We start from the raw sequence: 18,046 nt of genomic DNA, 5'->3' as shown, positions 1-18,046 counted from the left end.
AAAAAACCCAATGGAATAAAAATTCCACTGCAGTTAAAGTGCACACGATTTCAGTCCGCACAAAGGAACGACAATGACGGCAATCGAGGCGCCAGAATCCGTAAAGGCTTTTGAGGAGCGGCTGCTCCAGGTCGCGGAGGGTTTGCCGAAACGATTGCGGCAATGCGCCGATTATGTCGCTTCCAATCAGGATCGCATCGCCGTTTCCACCGTCGCCGAAATGGCGGAAGGGGCGGGCGTGCAGCCTTCAGCCTTCATGCGGTTTTGCCAGATCATGGGCTTTTCCGGCTTTTCGGAAATGCAACGGCTGTTCCGTGATTCCTATGTCGGCGGTTGGCCGGATTACGCCACGCGGCTCGACCATCTGCGTGAAAAAGGCGATGAAAGCGCTTCCGGCCTGCTGGCGGAATTCGTGGAGGCCGGCCGTTCCTCGCTGGAAATGCTGCTCAAATCGGTCGACACGAAGCAGCTTGATGAGGCGGTTTCAGCGCTCTCCCAGGCGCGCACCGTGCATATCATCGGTTTGCGGCGCTCTTTTCCCATTGCCAGCTATCTGGCCTACGCCTTCGAGAAGATGAAGGTGCCGGCGGTTCTGCACAGTGCGGTTGGCGGGCTCGGCAACATCAGCGCCATTTCCCGTGACGACGCGCTGATCGCGATCACCTTCTCGCCCTATTCCACTGAGACGCTGGAGCTTGCGGAAAACGCCCGCGCCAACGGCATTCCGGTCGTGGCGCTTTCCGATTCCGCGGTCAATCCGCTCCGGAAATCCGGAGCAACACTTCTGACGGTGACGGAAATCGATTTCGGCGCATTCCGATCGCTTTCGGCCACGCTCTGTCTCGCCATCACGCTGGCGGTTGCCGTGGGAACACGCAAGACGGCCTGAATATTTTTATTGAAAACGGCAAAAATAGAATTTATGATCCAAATCCATGAAACGGGCGTTCCATAATCGTCCGTCTCGTGACGGGATATGTGAGCGGAGGAGGCTCACCGAAACGGGATGGCGATAGGTGGCGGCATGATTGCCTGATCCGCCCGACACCATGAGGCACACCGCGCAAAAGCGCGGTGCTAAGGAGGAAGCTTTTGAAAAAACTTGATCTTATCACGATCGGGCGCTCGTCTGTCGATCTGTACGGTTCGCAGGTCGGCGGCCGTCTGGAGGACATGGCCTCCTTTGCCAAATATATCGGCGGCTCGCCCACCAACATCGCCGCCGGCGCGGCGCGCCTGGGGCTCAACAGCGCCGTCATCACCCGTGTCGGCGATGAGCACATGGGCCGCTTCATCCGTGAACAGCTGGTGCGCGAAGGCGTCGACGTGCGCGGCGTGAAGACCGACCCGGAGCGGCTGACCGCGCTGGTGTTGCTCGGCATTCGCGACCAGAACCAGTTCCCGCTGATCTTCTATCGCGAAAACTGCGCCGACATGGCGCTCAGCGAAGACGACATCGATCCCGCCTTCATCGCCGAGACGGCTTGCGTCTGCGCCACCGGCACGCATCTGTCGCATCCGAAGACGGAAGCGGCCGTACTGAAAGCGCTGAAACTTGCCCGCGAAAACGGTGCAAAAACAGCGCTCGACATCGATTACCGGCCCAACCTCTGGGGTGTTGCCGGCCATGGCGACGGCGAAAGCCGCTTCGTGGAATCGCAGAAGGTCACCGCCAAGCTGCAATCCACCCTGCATCTCTTCGATCTGATCGTCGGCACGGAAGAAGAATTCCACATCGCCGGCGGCTCCACCGATACGCTGACCGCACTCAGCGCCGTGCGCAAGGTCTCGAATGCGACGCTGGTGTGCAAGCGCGGGCCGATGGGCGCTTCGGTTTTCGCCGGCGATATTCCGGCAAGTCTCGACGATGGCGAGACGGGCGAAGGTTTCCCGATCGAGGTCTTTAACGTGCTGGGTGCGGGCGATGGCTTCATGGCCGGGCTTTTCCGCGGCTGGCTGCGCGGCGAAGACTGGCCGACGACGCTGAAATACGCCAATGCCTGCGGCGCTTTCGCCGTCTCTCGCCACGGCTGTACGCCCGCCTATCCGAGCTGGGAAGAGCTGCAATATTTCTTCAAGGCCGGCATTCGCAACAAGGCGCTGCGCAAGGACGAGGCGCTGGAGCAGGTGCATTGGTCGACCAACCGCAAGGGCGACTGGGACACGATGCGCGTCTTCGCCTTCGATCACCGCATGCAACTGGAAGCCATCGCCGACGAGCTTGGCGTCAAGCACGAGCAGATCGGTGCTTTCAAGAAGCTTTGCCTTCAGGCCGCACAGAAAGTTTCCGGCGACCAGCCGGGTTACGGCATTCTCTGCGACGGCCGCCTTGGCCGCGACGCCCTGTTTGCCGCCAGCGGTTCTGGCCTGTGGATCGGCCGCCCGGTGGAATGGCCGGGTTCGCGCCCGCTGACCCTGGAACCCGACCTCGGCAAGGATTTTGGCGGTCTTTCCGAATGGCCACTTGAAAATGTCGTCAAGGTTCTGTGTTTCTATCATCCCGACGATACGGATGAGATGCGCGCCGCGCAGGAAGAGACGGTCATGCGCCTGTTCCAGGCGACGCGCCGCAACCGACTGGAAATGCTGCTGGAAGTCATTCCCTCCAAGGTCGGCCCGACCGACGATTTGACCGCCGCCCGCATCATCGAGCGCTTTTACGAGATCGGGGTCTACCCTGACTGGTGGAAGCTGGAGCCGATGAAGACCTGCGCTGCGTGGAAAAACGCCTGCGACGCCGTGCATCGCAACGATCCTTATGTGCGGGGCATCGTCGTACTCGGTCTCGACGCGCCGCAAAGCGAACTGGAGGAGAGCTTCCGTCTTGCCGCCGGTTTCGATTTGGTCAAAGGTTTCGCCGTTGGCCGCACGATTTTCGCGGATGCCGCTCGCGGCTGGCTTTCCGGCAAGATGACCGACGAGCAAGCGGTCAAGGATATGGCGCAGCGTTACACCAGCCTGTGCCGTATATGGGATGAGGCGCGCGCCAAAAAGGGAGAGGCAGCGTGAAGACAATCAGATTGACGGCTGCGCAGGCCATGGTTCGTTACCTGGCAGCGCAGATGAATGAACATGGCGAAACCTATATCGCCGGTATGTGGGCGATTTTCGGCCATGGCAATGTCGCCGGCATCGGCGAAGCGCTTTATGGCATCCGCGACGAACTGCCGACCTATCGCGGCCAGAATGAGCAATCCATGGCCCATGCGGCCATCGCCTATTCGAAACAGCTTCGCCGCCGACGCGCGATGGCGGTCACCTCCTCCATCGGCCCCGGTGCCGCCAACATGGTAACGGCGGCAGCGCTTGCGCATGTCAACCGCCTGCCGGTTCTGCTGATCCCCGGCGATGTCTTCGCCAATCGCGGTCCCGACCCCGTGCTCCAACAGCTGGAAGATTTCGGTGACGGCACGATGACGGTCAACGACTGCTTCCGCCCCGTCAGCCGTTATTTCGACCGCATCATGCGCCCGGAACAGTTGCTGACGGCACTTCCCCGCGCCATGCGCACCATGACGGACCCTGCCGATTGCGGCCCCGTCACGCTCGCCTTCTGCCAGGATGTGCAGGCGGAAGCCTATGATTACCCCGAGAGCTTCTTCGAAAAGCGTGTCTGGCGTCAGCGCCGCCCGGAACCGGACGTGGTGGAATTCGAAGAGGCTGTCGCGGCGCTGAAGGCCGCGAAAAACCCGATCATCGTTGCTGGTGGCGGCGTTCATTTCGCCGGGGCAACGGAGACGCTGAAGCGCTTCGCCGAAACCCACTCCATCCCCGTCGTTGAAACACAGGCCGGCAAATCGGCATTGGCATGGGATCACGACCTGAATTTCGGCCCCGTTGGCGTGACCGGTGCGGAAAGCGCCAATATCATCAGCGAAAAGGCTGATCTGGTCTTTGGTGTCGGCACGCGTTTTCAGGATTTCACCACGGGTTCCTGGGCGCTGTTCAAAAACCCGAACCGCAAGATTCTGGCGCTCAACGTCCAGCCCTATGATAGCGCCAAGCACGATGCAATCAGCCTGACGGCGGATGCCAAAATCGGGCTTGAAAAACTCTCCGCAGCCCTCGGCAGCCACCGTTTTGCAGCGCCGAATGCCGGTCTTAAGGCAGCGTGGTTCGAAAAAGCCGATGCCGATACGGCGGCGCCGGGCGAAGAGCACGCAAACAGCCTGCCCACCGACATGCAGGTCATCGGTGCTGTCCAGCGCCAGTCGCGCGACAATACCGTCGTCATGTGCGCGGCAGGCACCATGCCGGGCGAGTTGCACCAGCTGTGGAAATCCAAGCTGCCGCTCTCCTATCACATGGAATACGGCTTCTCCTGCATGGGTTACGAGGTGGCCGGCGGTCTCGGCATCAAGATGGCGGAACCGGACCGCGACGTGATCGTCATGGTCGGCGATGGCTCCTATATGATGATGAATTCCGAGCTTGCCACATCGGTTGCCATGGGCGTGAAGATCACGCTCGTCATCACCGATAACAGGGGCTACGGCTGTATCAACCGCCTTCAGATGGAAACCGGCGGCGCGGAGTTCAACAACCTCTACGCCCATACCAACGTCAACCCGATCGCCATCGATTTCGTGGCCCATGCCGGCTCGATGGGCGCGGATGCACGCAAGGTTTCCACCATCGCTGAACTGGAAGAAGCCCTCGCGGCGGCCCGTGCATCCAGTCGCACCGCCGTCATCGTCATCGATACCGACCCTTATCCAACACCGCAGGCCGGCGGTCACTGGTGGGATGTCGCGGTGCCCGAAGTCTCCGACCGCGCCGAAATCGGCCCGGCGCGCGTCCGTTATGAAAACCATGTCAAGGAAAGACAGTAAGATGATCCGTTACGGCACCAACCCCATCGCCTGGTCCAACGACGACGACCGCACGCTGGGCGCTCATATCAGCCTGGAGCAATGCCTGGACGAAACCGCAAAGATCGGCTTTGACGGCATCGAAAAGGGCCACAAGTTTCCAACCGACCCGGAAGGTCTGAAGGGTGTACTTTCGCCGCGCGGCCTCTCCTTCGTCTCCGGCTGGCATTCGCTGAACCTCCTGACCGACGACATCGACTCTGAAAAGAAGGCGATGCAGCCGGCGCTCGATCTCCTGAAGGCCATGGGCTCGAAGGTCATCATCGTCTGCGAGACCTCCAACGCCATCCACGGCGCAGACGACACGGCGCTCGTCGACCGTCCGCGCCTTGCGGCCGAGGACTGGGCCAAGTTCGGCGCCGGTGTCGAGGCGCTGGCAACCTTTGCTGCAGAACAGGGCATCACCCTCGTCTATCATCACCACATGGGCACGGTGGTCGAGAGCGAAGAGGAGATCGATCTCCTGATGAAGCATACCGGTCCGAAGACCCATCTGCTGCTCGATACCGGCCATTGCCTGTTCGGCGGCGGCGACCCCGTCCGCGTCGCGCAGAAATACATGGGCCGCGTCGGCCATATCCACGCCAAGAACGTGCGCCCAGTCATTGCCGAGCAGGCTCGGAACGAGCGGCTTTCCTTCCTCGAAGGCGTTCGCCGCGGTGTCTTCACCGTGCCTGGCGATAGCGAAGGCGGTGTAAACTTCGCGCCCGTGCTGAAAGTGGCGGCCGAGCATGGCTATAGCGGCTGGCTGGTGATCGAGGCCGAGCAGGATCCCGACGTGCGCAACCCGTTCGAATATCAGAGCCTCGGGCTGAAATCGCTGAAGGAGTTTGCGCGGGAAGTAGGGCTGGATAAGGCCCAGGCTGCTTGAGGCCTTTTACTCCCTCATTTCTGTGCTTGTCACAGTTGCCAGCCGACGCGCGTCGGCGCGGCGGAAAGACTCCTCTCAGCCCAAGGACTTAGGCTGGCTGGATCCCTGTGACGAGCACAGGGATGAGGGAAACGCGGGAATAGCCGCCCGATAAATTGAACGACTGACCGAAAAGGAACACCAACATGACCTCACTTCTGCGCAAGCCGGTCGCGACCAGCGGCAAGGTGCACGATATCACGCCCCGAAGCGCGGATTGGGGTTACGTCGGTTTCGGCCTTTACCGCCTGAAGCCGGGCGAAACGGCGGCGGAAAACACCGGCGATACGGAAGTCATCCTCGTGCTAGTCGAAGGCAAGGCGACGATTTCCGCAGGCGGTAAGGACTTCGGTGAACTCGGCGACCGCATGAATGTATTCGAGCGCAAGCCGCCACATTGCGTTTACGTCCCGGCCGGTTCTGAATGGTCACTGACCGCCACGACCGACTGCACCGTCGGCGTCTGCACCGCGCCCGGCGAAAAAGGCAGCCGCGAGGCGCAGCAGATCGGCCCCAATGGCGTGCAGCTGACCGAGCGCGGCAAGGGCGCCAACACGCGTTACATCTTCCCCATCGCCATGGAAGAACGCGATGTGGCCGACAGCCTGCTTGTAACGGAGGTCTTCACACCCTCGGGCAACTGGTCGTCCTATCCGCCGCACCGGCATGACGAGGACAACTACCCCGACATGACCTATCTGGAAGAGACCTATTATCATCGCCTCAATCCGGCGCAGGGTTTCGGGTTCCAGCGCGTCTTCACCGAAGACGGTTCGCTGGACGAAACCATGGCGGTGTCGGATGGCGATGTCGTGCTGGTGCCCAAGGGTCACCACCCCTGCGGCGCGCCCTATGGGTACGAGATGTATTATCTGAACGTGATGGCCGGGCCGATGCGCAAATGGCGCTTCAAGAACCACCCGGAACATGACTGGATTTTCAAGCGGGATAATCCGTAAGGCATTTCAGGCAAACACCGCCATCTCCTCATCCCTGCGCCGGTCACAGGGATCCAGCCAGCCCAAGTCCTTGGGCTGAAATGAGTCCTCTCGTCGCGCAGACGCGGGTCGGCTGGATTCGTGTGACAAGCACAGGAATGAGGGCGTGCGCGAAAATACGTCGTGAGACTGTCTTGGCACACAACAAACGCAATTAACGAATTGAATTAATTCTGATAATTTCGGGAGGAGAATACCATGGCCGCTCTTGGCGTGGGCCTTATAGGCACCGGTTACATGGGCAAGTGCCACGCGTTGGCGTGGAACAACGTCACCAGCGTCTTCGGCGATGTGGAACGCCCCCGCCTCGTGACGCTCGCAGAAGTCAACCCGGAGCTGGCCGCAAAGAAAGCTGCCGAGTTCGGTTTCGCCCGCTCGACCGGCAACTGGCGCGACCTGCTGTCCGATCCTGAAATCGACGTCATCTCTGTCACCACACCGAACGCCTTCCACCCGGAAATGGCGATTGCCGCACTTGAGGCCGGCAAGCACGTCTGGTGCGAAAAGCCGATGGCGCCTGCATTTACTGACGCGGTGAAGATGCGCGATGCGGCCCGCCGATCCGGCAAGGCAGCGGCGATGGGTTACAACTACATCCAGAACCCCGTCATCCGCCATATCCGCCGCCTGATCGACGAAGGCGCCATCGGCAACGTCTATCACGTCCGGGCCGAAATGGACGAGGACTTCATGGCCGATGCCACCCAGCCCTTCTACTGGAAGAGCGAGGCATCCTCCGGTTACGGCGCACTGGATGATTTCGCCGTGCATCCGTTGTCACTGCTCTTCGCCCTCTTCGGCCACGCACAAAGCGCCATCACCGACATGGTCAAGCCTTACGAGACCCGCCCGCTTGTCGGCGGTGGCGAACGTGCGGTCGAGACGCATGATCTTGCCAGCGTTCTCCTGAAGCTGGAAGGCGGCATTTCAGCCGTGCTGATCGCCAACCGCTCCGCGTGGGGCCGCAAGGGCCGCATCGCCATCCAGATATATGGCTCCGCCGGCTCCATCCTGTTCGATCAGGAGCGAATGAACGAATTCCAGCTCTACACCACGGACGGACGCCCGGAAGAACAGGGCTTTAGAACCATTCTCACCGCCCCCCACCACAAGCCCTACGACCGCTTCATCCCAGCCCCCGGCCACGGCCTCGGCTTCAACGATCTGAAAGTGATCGAATGCCGGGAACTGATAGCGTCCATAGAAGGCAAGAAGGCCCATATCATCGATTTCGATGAAGGGCTGAAGATCGAGCGCAGCATTCACGCCATGGCCCGGTCATTTGCAGAAGGGCGCTGGGTGGCGACGGAGGAAATTGCGGAATAGGGACAGATAGGGGGTGAGCGCCACTCTCACCTCCTTTGTCATGCTCAAGCCTGTCCCGAGCATCTGCAAACGATTGCTCTAACGCGACGTGTTTGGACCCTCGGGACAAAAGCCCGAGGACGGAAGAAAGGCCTCAGCCCTTGACCGGCGTCTCCGGCACCGGCGTCAGCACCTTGCGGTCCCTGAACCAGCCGAGAATATTGTCGGCCACCAGATCGGCCATGGCGTTGCGGGTGGGAACCGAGGCGGAGGCGACATGCGGCAGCAGGGAGACATTCGGCAGCGACAGGAAAGCTTCCGGCACCTTCGGCTCGGCATAGAACACGTCGAGACCGGCAGCCCCCAAAGCGCCACTTTTAAGCGCCTCAAGCAGTGCGTCCTCATCGACGCTGGAGCCGCGGCCTACATTGATGAACACGCCCTCAGGCCCGAGCGCGGTCAGCACGTCGGCATTGATCGCCTTGTGTGTCTCTGGTGTGCCCGGCACGATACAGATCAGCGTATCGACGGTCTCTGCCATTTCCTTCAGCGAGCCATAATAGGTGTAGGAGAGTTCGTCGCGCTTGCTGCGGGTGTGATAGCCGATCTCCACCTTGAAGGGTTCAAGCCGCTTGGCGATTTCCTGGCCGATGCGGCCCATGCCGAACAGGCCGACCTTGCGGCCGCGCAGCGAAAACGGCGACAGTGCGAACGGGCCTTCGCCAACCCATTTGCCATCCCGCAGCCAGGTCTCGGCCTGATAAAGACGGCGCACGGTGTTAATCAACAGCGCAATCGTCGTATCCGCCACTTCGTCATTCAGCACATTAGGCGTATTCGTCACCACGACGCCACGGGTGGCGGCGTGTTTAGCGTCGACACCATCATAACCCACGCCGAAATTGGCGATGATCTCGAGCTTCGGCAGCGCATCGATCCATTTGGCGTTGACGGCGCCAGAAACAGCAATCGCATTGACGCGTCCGGCCGCGCCCTCCGGCAAAACCGGCTCGGCACCGGCAGGCACTGCCACAATCTCGACCTTGCCTTCGAGGCGTTCGAGAACGCGAGGGTTTATCTTGCCGGGAACGAGAACGACGGCCTTTTTGTCAGACATGAGCGGATATTCCTCCAGATAACATTCCGATATCAGGAGTGGTCGTCAAGCGAACCGCTTGCCATCCCACTCCTCATGGCGGCGATCTTTTCAAACAACGACCGCCGTGAAAAGGCCAATAAGGGGATGTTGTGGAGGCAGACGGAGGTTTCATGCCGATTTTTTGGCGGCGCCTCGCACCGTCGTGCCGGGCTGTTTCATCGCTGCAGGGTGTGACCTTCTAAAAGGAGCACACATCACGGCATTGAGCGCGATGGATACAGCTTTTCGCAACGTCACCCTTGGGCTTGTCCAAGGGTCTAACCATGCCAACAAAATCAATAGGTTGCGGATCCTCGGGACAGGCCCGAGGATTGACCTCGGCGCGGCTGGCGTCGCCAAGACCACTTCCTGCCGTGGGGTTAAGCTCACACCCGCGGCCGCACCGGCCCAGTCGATTGCCGGATGCGCATTTCCGGTTTGATGAGGTGAATACCATCAGGTTCATGGCTGCCCGCCAGCCTGTCCAGCAGCGCGCGGGCCGCCAAGCGCCCCACCTCGGCCTGGCCGTTGGAAACGGTGGTCAGCGCCGGGGTGGCGATGGCAGCTTCCTCCAGATCGTCGTAGCCCGTTACTGAAATATCGACACCCGGCACCAGACCGGCGCGGGAAATGCCGTTCATGAGACCGATGGCGACGAGATCGTTCCAGCACACGGCGGCGGTCGGCTTCTGCGGCAGCGAGAGGAAATGCACCGCCGCCTCGAAGCCGCCCTGTTTGGAGCGCGGGCCGGGAATGCGCAGGTTCGGATCGACCTCGATGCCCGCCTTGCGCAGCGCATTGACATAACCCTGATAACGGTCACGCCCCGTCGAGGTCTGGTCGGTACCGCCAACCATGGCGATGGTGCGGTGGCCGAGGCTGATGAGGTGGTTGGTGGCGAGCGAAATGCCGTAGCTGTCATCGCCGCGATAGGTTGGCATGTCGACGCCGTCCATGGAGCGGGCCACCAGAATGGCGGGCATGCCGTTTTCTTCGGCGAGCGTCATATCCTCGATCGGCGTGCCGATCGCCGGAGACATGATGATACCGTCAGAGCCGAGCTGCAGCAGCGTTTCAATGAAGGTGCGCTGTTTTTCCACCGAATCGTAATGGTTGGACAGGATGAACGTCTGTCGGCTGCGGTCCAGCTCGCTTTCAATGGCTTTCAGGATTTCGCCATAGAAGGGGTTCATCACATCGTGGAACACCACGCCGACGATACCGGAGCGGGAGGTGCGCAGGCTGGCGGCGCGGCGGTTATAGATATAACCCAGCGCCCGCGCCTGTTCCTTGATCTTTTCCCGCGTATCGGCGGCGACCAGCGGGCTATCGCGCAATGCAAGAGAAATGGTGGCGGTCGAAAGTCCGAGGCTTTCGGCAATCGTGGACAATTTGACCTTTTGGGCCACGGCATTCCTCCCCAAACGCACGTCGATGACGGATAGCTCCGTTTAAATTGCAATTAAACAATTTAAACAAAATCCGCAACCCGTTTAAGGAAGACCCACAAAACAGATGGTTCTTTTAAAAATTTCAGCAAAAATTATTGAAGATTGGCGTCTATCGCCTTCAAGAGTTTAACGATGTTACGCACATCCTTGGCCGAAAGCCCCTCGACGGCTCTTGCGCCGCAATTGGCGATGGAAACATTGATGTGTTCGACGCTTTTCAGACCCGCTTCCGTCAGCTTCACCAGCGTCACACGGCCATCCTCGTCGTCACCGCTGCGCTCCACGAAGCCCTGGGCTTCCATGCGGCCGATCGTGCGCGTCATGGTAGGCGCCTTGACGCCGAGTTTCTGGGCGATCTGCCCGGGTGTCAGGCTGCCTTCCTGCGCCAGCGCCAGGATAACGCCGTCCTGTCCGGCATAAAGGCCGCTTTCGGCAAGACTGTGGCTCAGCGCCGTGCGCATGGAGCGGGCGGCCTGGGTGATGGATTGCGCCAGTTCCTCGGGGTTGAAATTCTCATCCCTTTTTTTGGCGTCCTTGGCCTTCTTGCCGCCCTTTTCCTTCTTGGCGCTTTTGTCCTTGTTCCCGGATTTGTCCTTGCTCATATGCGAGTGCCTTTTACCCTGTGGCGGAACCGATATATGTTGCTGGAAATCCTTATCGAATGCACGCGCGGACTGCCAGATGCCAAACTCATACACGCATTATCACGACGAAAACGTAACAGAGCCTCATCTTCGCGCAACAGGAGCAATCTCCGTCCTGCCGCTCGGTGCGCACGAGCAGCATGGTCCGCACCTGCCCTTCGAGACCGATACGCTGATTGCCGAAGGCATCGTCTCCCGCCTCGCCGCGGTTTTGCCGGCCCATCTGCCGGTCTCGTTCCTGCCGGTCGAGCCGGTCGGTTATTCCATCGAACACATGGACGTGCCGGGCACGAAGACACTGCGTTACGATGAAGCCATCGAGCGCTGGCTCGGCATCGCCGAGGCGGAATATAAAAAGGGCGTGCGCAAATTCGTGATGCTGAACGCTCATGGCGGCAATTCACCGCTGATGACCGTCGTCGCCACCGAGGCCCGCGCCCGTTTCGGTATGCTGGCGGTCGCCACAAGCTGGACCCGTTTCGGCGTGCCTGCCGATATCGTGAAGCCGCAGGACAAGGCGGTCGACATCCACGGCGGCGATATCGAGACATCCGTCATGCTCGCGCTTCACCCCGAACGTGTGGCGATGGAAAAAGCCGAGAATTTCCCCTCGCGCCAAAGCGACTTCGCACAGCGCTTCAGACATCTGCGCGCCTATGGCCCCCACGCCTTCGGCTGGCTGATGAGCGACCTGAATCCCGATGGCGTTGCCGGAAACGCGGCAGTCGCCTCGGCCGAAAAGGGCGAAAGGCTGATTTCCCATGCTGTATCGGGCCTCGTCGAACTGCTTGAAGATGTCCACGCTTTTGACATAACGTTATTTCATAACAAAATTTGAAAAACTCAGCCGAAACCGGCCAGAATCCCTTTGAACTGCCGGAACGTCGCGCCTATATGGACGACGACACTTATTCCTTAAGGCCGCGTCCGGCCTTGCTCCACACGAGGTTTCCATGACCGAAACAGCACCAGCCAAGCCCATTCCAGTCACCGTCCTGACGGGATATCTCGGCGCCGGCAAAACGACGCTTCTCAACCGCATTCTCTCCGAGAACCACGGCAAGAAATACGCTGTCATCGTCAATGAATTCGGCGAGATCGGCATCGACAACGATCTGATCGTCGAATCCGACGAGGAAATCTACGAAATGAACAATGGTTGCGTGTGCTGCACGGTGCGCGGCGACCTTATCCGCGTCGTGGAAGGCCTGATGCGCCGTCCGGGCCGTTTCGACGGTATCATCGTCGAAACTACAGGTCTTGCCGACCCCGTTCCTGTCGCCCAGACCTTCTTCATGGATGACGACGTGCGCGCCAAGACCGAGCTAGATGCTGTCGTTGCCCTCGTTGACGCCAAGCATCTGCCGCTGCGCCTGAAGGACAGCCGCGAGGCCGAAGACCAGATCGCCTTTGCCGACGTCGTTGTCGTCAATAAGACCGATCTCGTTTCGCCGGAGGAAGTCGCCCGCATCGAAGATATCGTGCGCGCCATCAATCCTTCCGCCCGAATCTACAAGACCACCCGTTCCGGCGTCGATCTCGCCCGGGTTCTCGATCAGGGCGCCTTCAACCTGGAACGCGCGCTGGAAAACGACCCGCATTTCCTCGAGCACGGCCATGACGACCACGTTTGCGGCCCCGATTGCGATCATCATCATCACGACCACGGCCATGATCACCATCATCATGACCACGATCACGGGCATCATCACCACGATCATGACCATGCGCACGACCATGGCCACGATCACCACCATGGCGCGGTCTCCCCGATCCATGACGTGACGGTTCAGTCGGTTTCGCTGCGCGGCGGCGAGATGAACCCCGAGCGGTTCTTCCCGTGGATCCAGAAAGTCACCCAGACAGACGGCCCGAACATCCTGCGCCTCAAGGGCATCATCGCCTTCAAGGGCGATGCGGAACGTTACGTGGTGCAGGGCGTGCACATGATCATCGAGGGCGATCACCAGCGCCCGTGGAAGGAAGACGAAAAACGCGAAAGCCGCCTCGTCTTCATCGGCCGCGAACTGGACCGCGAGAAGCTGGAAAAGAGTTTTAACGCCTGCCTCGCGACGGCCTGAGGTTTTCAAGGGATGGCACCGAGACGCTCATGCTCGGTGCCTCCCCACGCTCGATGTCATCCTCGGGCTTGACCCGAGGACCCATTGCCGCCAGCATGTGGATGGCCGGGTCAAGCCCGACCATGACGCAACGGGTTGAAACCGCACCAACGGGTCTTCCCGACCTTTGTCAGCGACCGAAATCCACCAAACAAAAAACACTGATACGAAAGACCGATGCCCCATGCCGACTGTTGCCCCGCTTGATATCGAAGGCCACGTGGTCTCGACCCATTTTCTCGGCGACATTCCCCTGTTTGCCACCGCCGCCGGCACCATTCACCGGCTGGATGGCGGCGAGAAGGTGACCGAGGCGCATGACGGGCTTTTGACCTGCATTCGTGACCCCTATAGCGCCACGCTGCTTTCCGGCGGCGAAGACGGGCGCGTGCTGCGCATCGGCCATGATGGCAGCATCAGCGAGATCGCCAATGTACCGCGCAAATGGGTGGGCGTCGTTGCCGGCGGCCCGCAGAAGGCGGTCGCTTACGGCGTCGGCAAATCCAGCTTCGTGCGACTGTCCGACGGCACGGTCAAGGAATTCAAGGAAGAACGCACGGTGGAGGCGATCGCCTTTGCACCGAAAGGCCTGCGCATTGCCGTTGCCCGTTACAACGGCGTGACGCTGCACTGGGTGGCGACGGCAGGCGATCCCGTCGATCTGGAATGGAAGGGCGCGCATACCGGCGTCACCTTCTCACCCGATGGTAAGTTCCTCGTCACCACCATGCAGGAAAATGCCCTGCACGGCTGGAAAATGGAGGCGACAAAGGGTGGCATGGAAGCCCGCCACATGCGCATGACGGGTTATCCCGCCAAGGTCAAATCAGTATCCTGGTCGGCAAAGGGCAAATGGCTCGCCTCTTCCGGCGCCCCCGCCGCGATCGTCTGGCCGTTCTCCGGCAAGGACGGCCCGATGGGCAAGGCCCCGGAAGAACTTGGCAGCCGCGCCAACATCCTGGCCACCAATGTCGCCTTCCACCCTGTGGAAGACGTGCTTGCCATCGGCTTCATCGACGGCATGATCCTTGGTGTGCGGCTCGCAGACGGCAAGGAAGCCCTGCTGCGCCGGCCCGGCAAGGGCGCCATCACCGGCATGGACTGGAGCGCCACCGGCAAGCTGCTCGCCTTTGCTTCAGAAGCGGGTGATTGCGGGATTATTGATATTTCGGCTTGAGGGCCAGCACGCTGCCCCTCATTCCTGTTCCCGGAAAACGGCCCGCTCCCATCGCAACACCCTATTCCGCCACCTGCCGTCGCGTCAGAAACAGCAGCAGGAGCGCCGCGCCCGCACCGGCGGAAGCCAGCCGGATAGAGGTGCCGAAGCTGGCATATTGCGACACGAAACCCATCAGCGGCACCGCAAAAAGTGCGGCAAGAAAGATCGAATTCATGTAGAGCGCCGTTGCCCGCGCGGTGCGCCCGCGGGCAAAACCCTGCACGAAGGTAAGGCAGGTGCCGGCAAATAGGCCGTAATAGGCCCCCTCCATCGCAGCGCCGATCAGCATGGCTGGCAGGGTTTTTACCGAAGCGATAATGTTGAAGGCGATGATCGCCGTCACCGCCGCACCGCTGAGAAGCAGCCGCGGGCTGACCCGGCGCATGATGCGCGGGGCAAGAAGGATCAACAGAACCTCCATGGCGCATTTGACGCTGAGCGACAGGCCCGGCGCGTAATCCGGCAGCCCCACCTCTCGCACCAGAAACACAGGCAAAGCCGAAGCACACAGCGCATGGGCAAAGGACATGCAGAAACTCGTCGCCGCCGCCATCAGTAGTGGCAGGTTGCGTCCCACCTCACCAGTCCCCTCGCTCCGCCGCTCCATCGGGCAGATCTGGCCGCGCGGCACGATGGCCAGCGCAAGCGCTCCCCAGATGGCCGCCATCAGCATCGCATTTACGAAGACGGCCTTTGCACCGGCAAGATCGACGATCAAAAAGGCAGCGGCCGGTAGCAGCATCCATGCCAGCGATACCATCATCCTGAGGAACGCATTATAAGAGATGGTATCGAGCGCCTCGATCCGGCCATGATAACGGCCGTAACTGAAGACAAGTGTGGTGGCCGCGTTGGAAAGCCCCATGCCTGTCGCCGTTACCGCCACCAGCAGCGCCAGATGCCCGAAACTCGCCGCCGCCGCCGCCACGAAAGCCCCGGCGACGGAAAGCAGCAGCAACGGCCTCACCCGCACACCGCCATCCACCCGCTCGCCATAGATACGGCTGGCGATGATGGAGGCAAGCGCTGCCGTCACGCTGTAAAGGCCGAGCGTTGCCGGCGGATGGCCAAGCACCTGGATGATGTAGAAACCGATAAACGGCACAATGGCAGCATTGGTGCTGCCGGCGATGAAAACCAGCAGCGCGATCATATAGGCCTGACGATCGAAAGCGCCCGGCAAAGTGCTTTTCTGTGGCATGGGAATCGAGTGAAGGCTGGGAGGCGGCACGGGATGACGGCGACCACCATCACACCAAAATGCTCTGTGGTTCAAGCCCGTCCGAAGGAACGAATGCGGTTTCGCTTCTCGAAGAAAACAAGTCGTCTTCCCCATCCGGTACACCGGCTCGGTTTCAATGTTGTGAAGAATCCGAACAAAAAAAAGAGGGCCGCGAGGCCCTCTTCCAGTCATGCGATGCGCCGTTTGTTCTTGCCGGAAACGCCATGCGTCAAACACACGCAACTCGAGGATCGTTGCCAGCTTATATGCTGCGCGCATCGTCTGCGTCGAAAATCCCTGATGATTTTCGAGCTGTTCCGTTGGAGCGGGATGGGGAAAAGCCCGATGGTTTCGCCATCCCGTTCCACGTTTCAGTTAGTGCCGGCGCTTTTTGCCGCCGCCGTTCTTGTTGTCGATGACATCGACGGACGTCTTGTTGCCGTTCAGCACACCGTTCAGAATGCCGGTCTTGTTGCCATTCAGAATCCCGTTATTGGACAGGATGCCGTTGACACCGAGATCGATGCTGGGCGAGACGACGACAAGGGCGCCGCCCTTGTTGCTGTTGCCGGACAGGATGCCTCCCAGAAGACCGCCCGCATTGGCCTGACCAACGGAAGCGACAGTAAGAATAGCGGCTACACAAGCGAACTTTGCAATCATTTCTCTCTCCTCTTTTGTTTGATCACGCCATCTGGCGTAACTGAACTGTATATTTAGAGGATTCTAATTCAAGCATATACTAATATTACAATGAAAAATTAACTTTAATACTGGCGATTTTAATAGAATTTTACACATCATCTTTTTGAGCCCACCATCTCTATTTCGGCATAGACGCCATGAATTTCGGCTCCGAACGTAAAATGGTGCGGGAGACTTTATTAACCATCCAAATATAAGATATTGCTTAATTAGCGACCGGAGATGCGAATGCGGCTGGGGGGATATATCGCGCTTGTTCTCGGGCTTGCCTGCGCCTGCGGCGCGCAGGCGCAGCAAAAGGCCGAGGAGCACAATGTCACCTATAAATCCGGCATTGCTTATGACAGCAATTATTTCGCCGACACCAACCGGCTAAGCGCGATATCGCTGCGCACCGGCTTCGGGCTCAATGGCAAGATAGCGCTGGAGGGGGCGGAGCTGCGTTATTCGCTCGAGCAGGAAGAGGTTCGCCTACCCCGCTATCGTTTCGCCAATGAACATAACACCATCGCTACGCTGGGTCTGACGAAGCGCTTTTCCGACAAGCTGGAATGGGCTGTTGAGCTGCGCGGTACCCGCAGCGATGCCGGCGATATTTTCCTGCATCTGCCGGAAGAAGACATTGGTTACCGACAGCTGGATCACAAGCTGGAGGCGTCTTCCCAGCTCGGCATCCTCGCCCTTGGCGGCAAGAACACGTTGACGGCAAGCATCGCCAGCCTGATGAAAGGCAAGGCGCGGTTCCGCCCGGCCTATTTCCTGCCCACCCGACTGGAAGCCAACGAGGCGCTTTTATCGCTGAAGGCCGAACATGCACGATCGCTCGGCGGTGGCGAGGCGGGGCTGACGCTTGTTTACGACCGTATCGCCGTGCCTGAGGGGCAGCAGGAAAAATATGAACGTTTCCCGGCCCAAACGCTGCGCGGCTCTCTGGCCTATGGTTACAGGTTCTCCGACCGTTTCGCGGTTCTGGCCGAAGCGGGTTTCACATCCATTTCCGGCGATGAGATCAGCGACAAGGTAAAGCGCACCCGCCCCTATCTGCGGGCCGAGGCCGAGGTGAAGGCCACGGATCGCATCGCCTTCGGCGTCGGCTTTTCGCAGGACTATGCGCTTTTCGATCCAGATGATCCGATTGCGGAATTCCATCGCCGCTTTCAATTCGTCATGAAAAGCAGGCTCACCGAAAAGGTGGGGCTCGATCTTGCGCTGCATCGCGTCCACAAGGACTGGATCTATTATAATTACGATACCAGCGAGCGCAGGCTGGTCGCAACGCTGTCCTTCGATACCGGCAAGAACAGCAAGCTGGAGCTAGAGTTCAACCGCCTGCTGCATGGCGAGCGCGATACCGATCTTGCCTATAGCGGCTCCAGCATCACCTCGCGCTTCAGCGGCACCTTCTGAAATTCCTTGGCGGCCCGCGCGAAGGATCAAACCCATCAGGTCGAAATTCGGTCCCA

At 60.0% G+C, this 18,046-nt stretch carries 15 protein-coding genes; 10 read left to right on the top strand and 5 right to left on the bottom strand.

What is annotated here, in order from left to right:
- Nucleotides 1-73: 73 nt before the first annotated feature.
- The 6 genes from PL597_RS16420 (at nt 74) to PL597_RS16395 (ending at nt 8,105) form a co-directional block, all read left to right on the top strand.
- A complete protein-coding gene (locus PL597_RS16420) occupies nt 74-889 on the top strand; it encodes a MurR/RpiR family transcriptional regulator (protein WP_142913128.1) in 816 nt (271 codons plus the stop codon).
- Between the two features lie 203 nt (nt 890-1,092).
- Complete coding sequence (locus PL597_RS16415; protein WP_191217460.1) at nt 1,093-3,009, top strand: bifunctional 5-dehydro-2-deoxygluconokinase/5-dehydro-2-deoxyphosphogluconate aldolase; 1,917 nt, start codon at nt 1,093-1,095, stop codon at nt 3,007-3,009.
- Nucleotides 3,006-4,832: a 3D-(3,5/4)-trihydroxycyclohexane-1,2-dione acylhydrolase (decyclizing) gene (gene iolD, locus PL597_RS16410; protein WP_271365731.1), complete on the top strand. Its 1,827-nt coding sequence runs from the start codon at nt 3,006-3,008 to the stop codon at nt 4,830-4,832. Before PL597_RS16415 ends, iolD begins: the two co-directional genes overlap by 4 nt.
- Nucleotide 4,833: 1 nt before the next feature.
- Nucleotides 4,834-5,742: a myo-inosose-2 dehydratase gene (gene iolE / locus PL597_RS16405; protein WP_271365729.1), complete on the top strand. Its 909-nt coding sequence runs from the start codon at nt 4,834-4,836 to the stop codon at nt 5,740-5,742.
- 185 nt (nt 5,743-5,927) lie between these two features.
- A complete protein-coding gene (gene iolB, locus PL597_RS16400) occupies nt 5,928-6,740 on the top strand; it encodes a 5-deoxy-glucuronate isomerase (RefSeq protein WP_191217457.1) in 813 nt (270 codons plus the stop codon).
- Between the two features lie 237 nt (nt 6,741-6,977).
- On the top strand, nt 6,978-8,105 hold the full coding sequence (locus PL597_RS16395; RefSeq protein WP_191217456.1) for a Gfo/Idh/MocA family protein: 1,128 nt from the start codon (nt 6,978-6,980) through the stop codon (nt 8,103-8,105).
- Between the two features lie 133 nt (nt 8,106-8,238).
- On the opposite strand, the gene PL597_RS16390 is transcribed toward PL597_RS16395, so the two are convergent.
- The 3 genes from PL597_RS16390 to PL597_RS16380 all read right to left on the bottom strand — a co-directional run bounded on the left by PL597_RS16390 (nt 8,239) and on the right by PL597_RS16380 (nt 11,275).
- Nucleotides 8,239-9,201, bottom strand: coding sequence for a 2-hydroxyacid dehydrogenase (locus PL597_RS16390; protein WP_191217455.1), 963 nt, complete (start codon nt 9,199-9,201; stop codon nt 8,239-8,241).
- Nucleotides 9,202-9,608: 407 nt separating this feature from the next.
- Nucleotides 9,609-10,631, bottom strand: a complete 1,023-nt coding sequence (locus PL597_RS16385) for a LacI family DNA-binding transcriptional regulator (RefSeq protein WP_077984052.1) — start codon at nt 10,629-10,631, stop codon at nt 9,609-9,611.
- A 134-nt stretch (nt 10,632-10,765) separates the two neighbouring features.
- On the bottom strand, nt 10,766-11,275 hold the full coding sequence (locus tag PL597_RS16380) for a MarR family winged helix-turn-helix transcriptional regulator (RefSeq protein WP_077984053.1): 510 nt from the start codon (nt 11,273-11,275) through the stop codon (nt 10,766-10,768).
- A gap of 79 nt (nt 11,276-11,354) precedes the next feature.
- Here PL597_RS16380 and PL597_RS16375 point away from each other — a divergent pair, with 79 nt between their 5' ends.
- From PL597_RS16375 to PL597_RS16365, 3 genes are all read left to right on the top strand, one after another.
- Nucleotides 11,355-12,155: a creatininase family protein gene (locus PL597_RS16375; protein WP_137411970.1), complete on the top strand. Its 801-nt coding sequence runs from the start codon at nt 11,355-11,357 to the stop codon at nt 12,153-12,155.
- A 115-nt stretch (nt 12,156-12,270) separates the two neighbouring features.
- Complete coding sequence (locus PL597_RS16370; protein ID WP_077984055.1) at nt 12,271-13,398, top strand: CobW family GTP-binding protein; 1,128 nt, start codon at nt 12,271-12,273, stop codon at nt 13,396-13,398.
- Between the two features lie 223 nt (nt 13,399-13,621).
- Nucleotides 13,622-14,614 (top strand): WD40 repeat domain-containing protein, encoded by a 993-nt coding sequence (locus tag PL597_RS16365; RefSeq protein WP_191217454.1) that lies wholly within the window; start codon nt 13,622-13,624, stop codon nt 14,612-14,614.
- Between the two features lie 61 nt (nt 14,615-14,675).
- On the opposite strand, the gene PL597_RS16360 is transcribed toward PL597_RS16365, so the two are convergent.
- On the bottom strand, nt 14,676-15,857 hold the full coding sequence (locus PL597_RS16360; protein ID WP_271365728.1) for an MFS transporter: 1,182 nt from the start codon (nt 15,855-15,857) through the stop codon (nt 14,676-14,678).
- Nucleotides 15,858-16,253: 396 nt separating this feature from the next.
- On the bottom strand, nt 16,254-16,541 hold the full coding sequence (locus PL597_RS16355; RefSeq protein ID WP_077984058.1) for a hypothetical protein: 288 nt from the start codon (nt 16,539-16,541) through the stop codon (nt 16,254-16,256).
- Nucleotides 16,542-16,811: 270 nt separating this feature from the next.
- Here PL597_RS16355 and PL597_RS16350 point away from each other — a divergent pair, with 270 nt between their 5' ends.
- Nucleotides 16,812-17,990, top strand: coding sequence for a hypothetical protein (locus PL597_RS16350; RefSeq protein ID WP_271365726.1), 1,179 nt, complete (start codon nt 16,812-16,814; stop codon nt 17,988-17,990).
- The last annotated feature ends 56 nt before the right edge of the window (nt 17,991-18,046 follow it).

Source organism: Agrobacterium sp. ST15.13.013, from assembly GCF_027956525.1.
In the GTDB taxonomy this organism is placed as follows: domain Bacteria; phylum Pseudomonadota; class Alphaproteobacteria; order Rhizobiales; family Rhizobiaceae; genus Agrobacterium; species Agrobacterium salinitolerans.
This window is presented reverse-complemented; position numbering and strand designations above follow the sequence as displayed.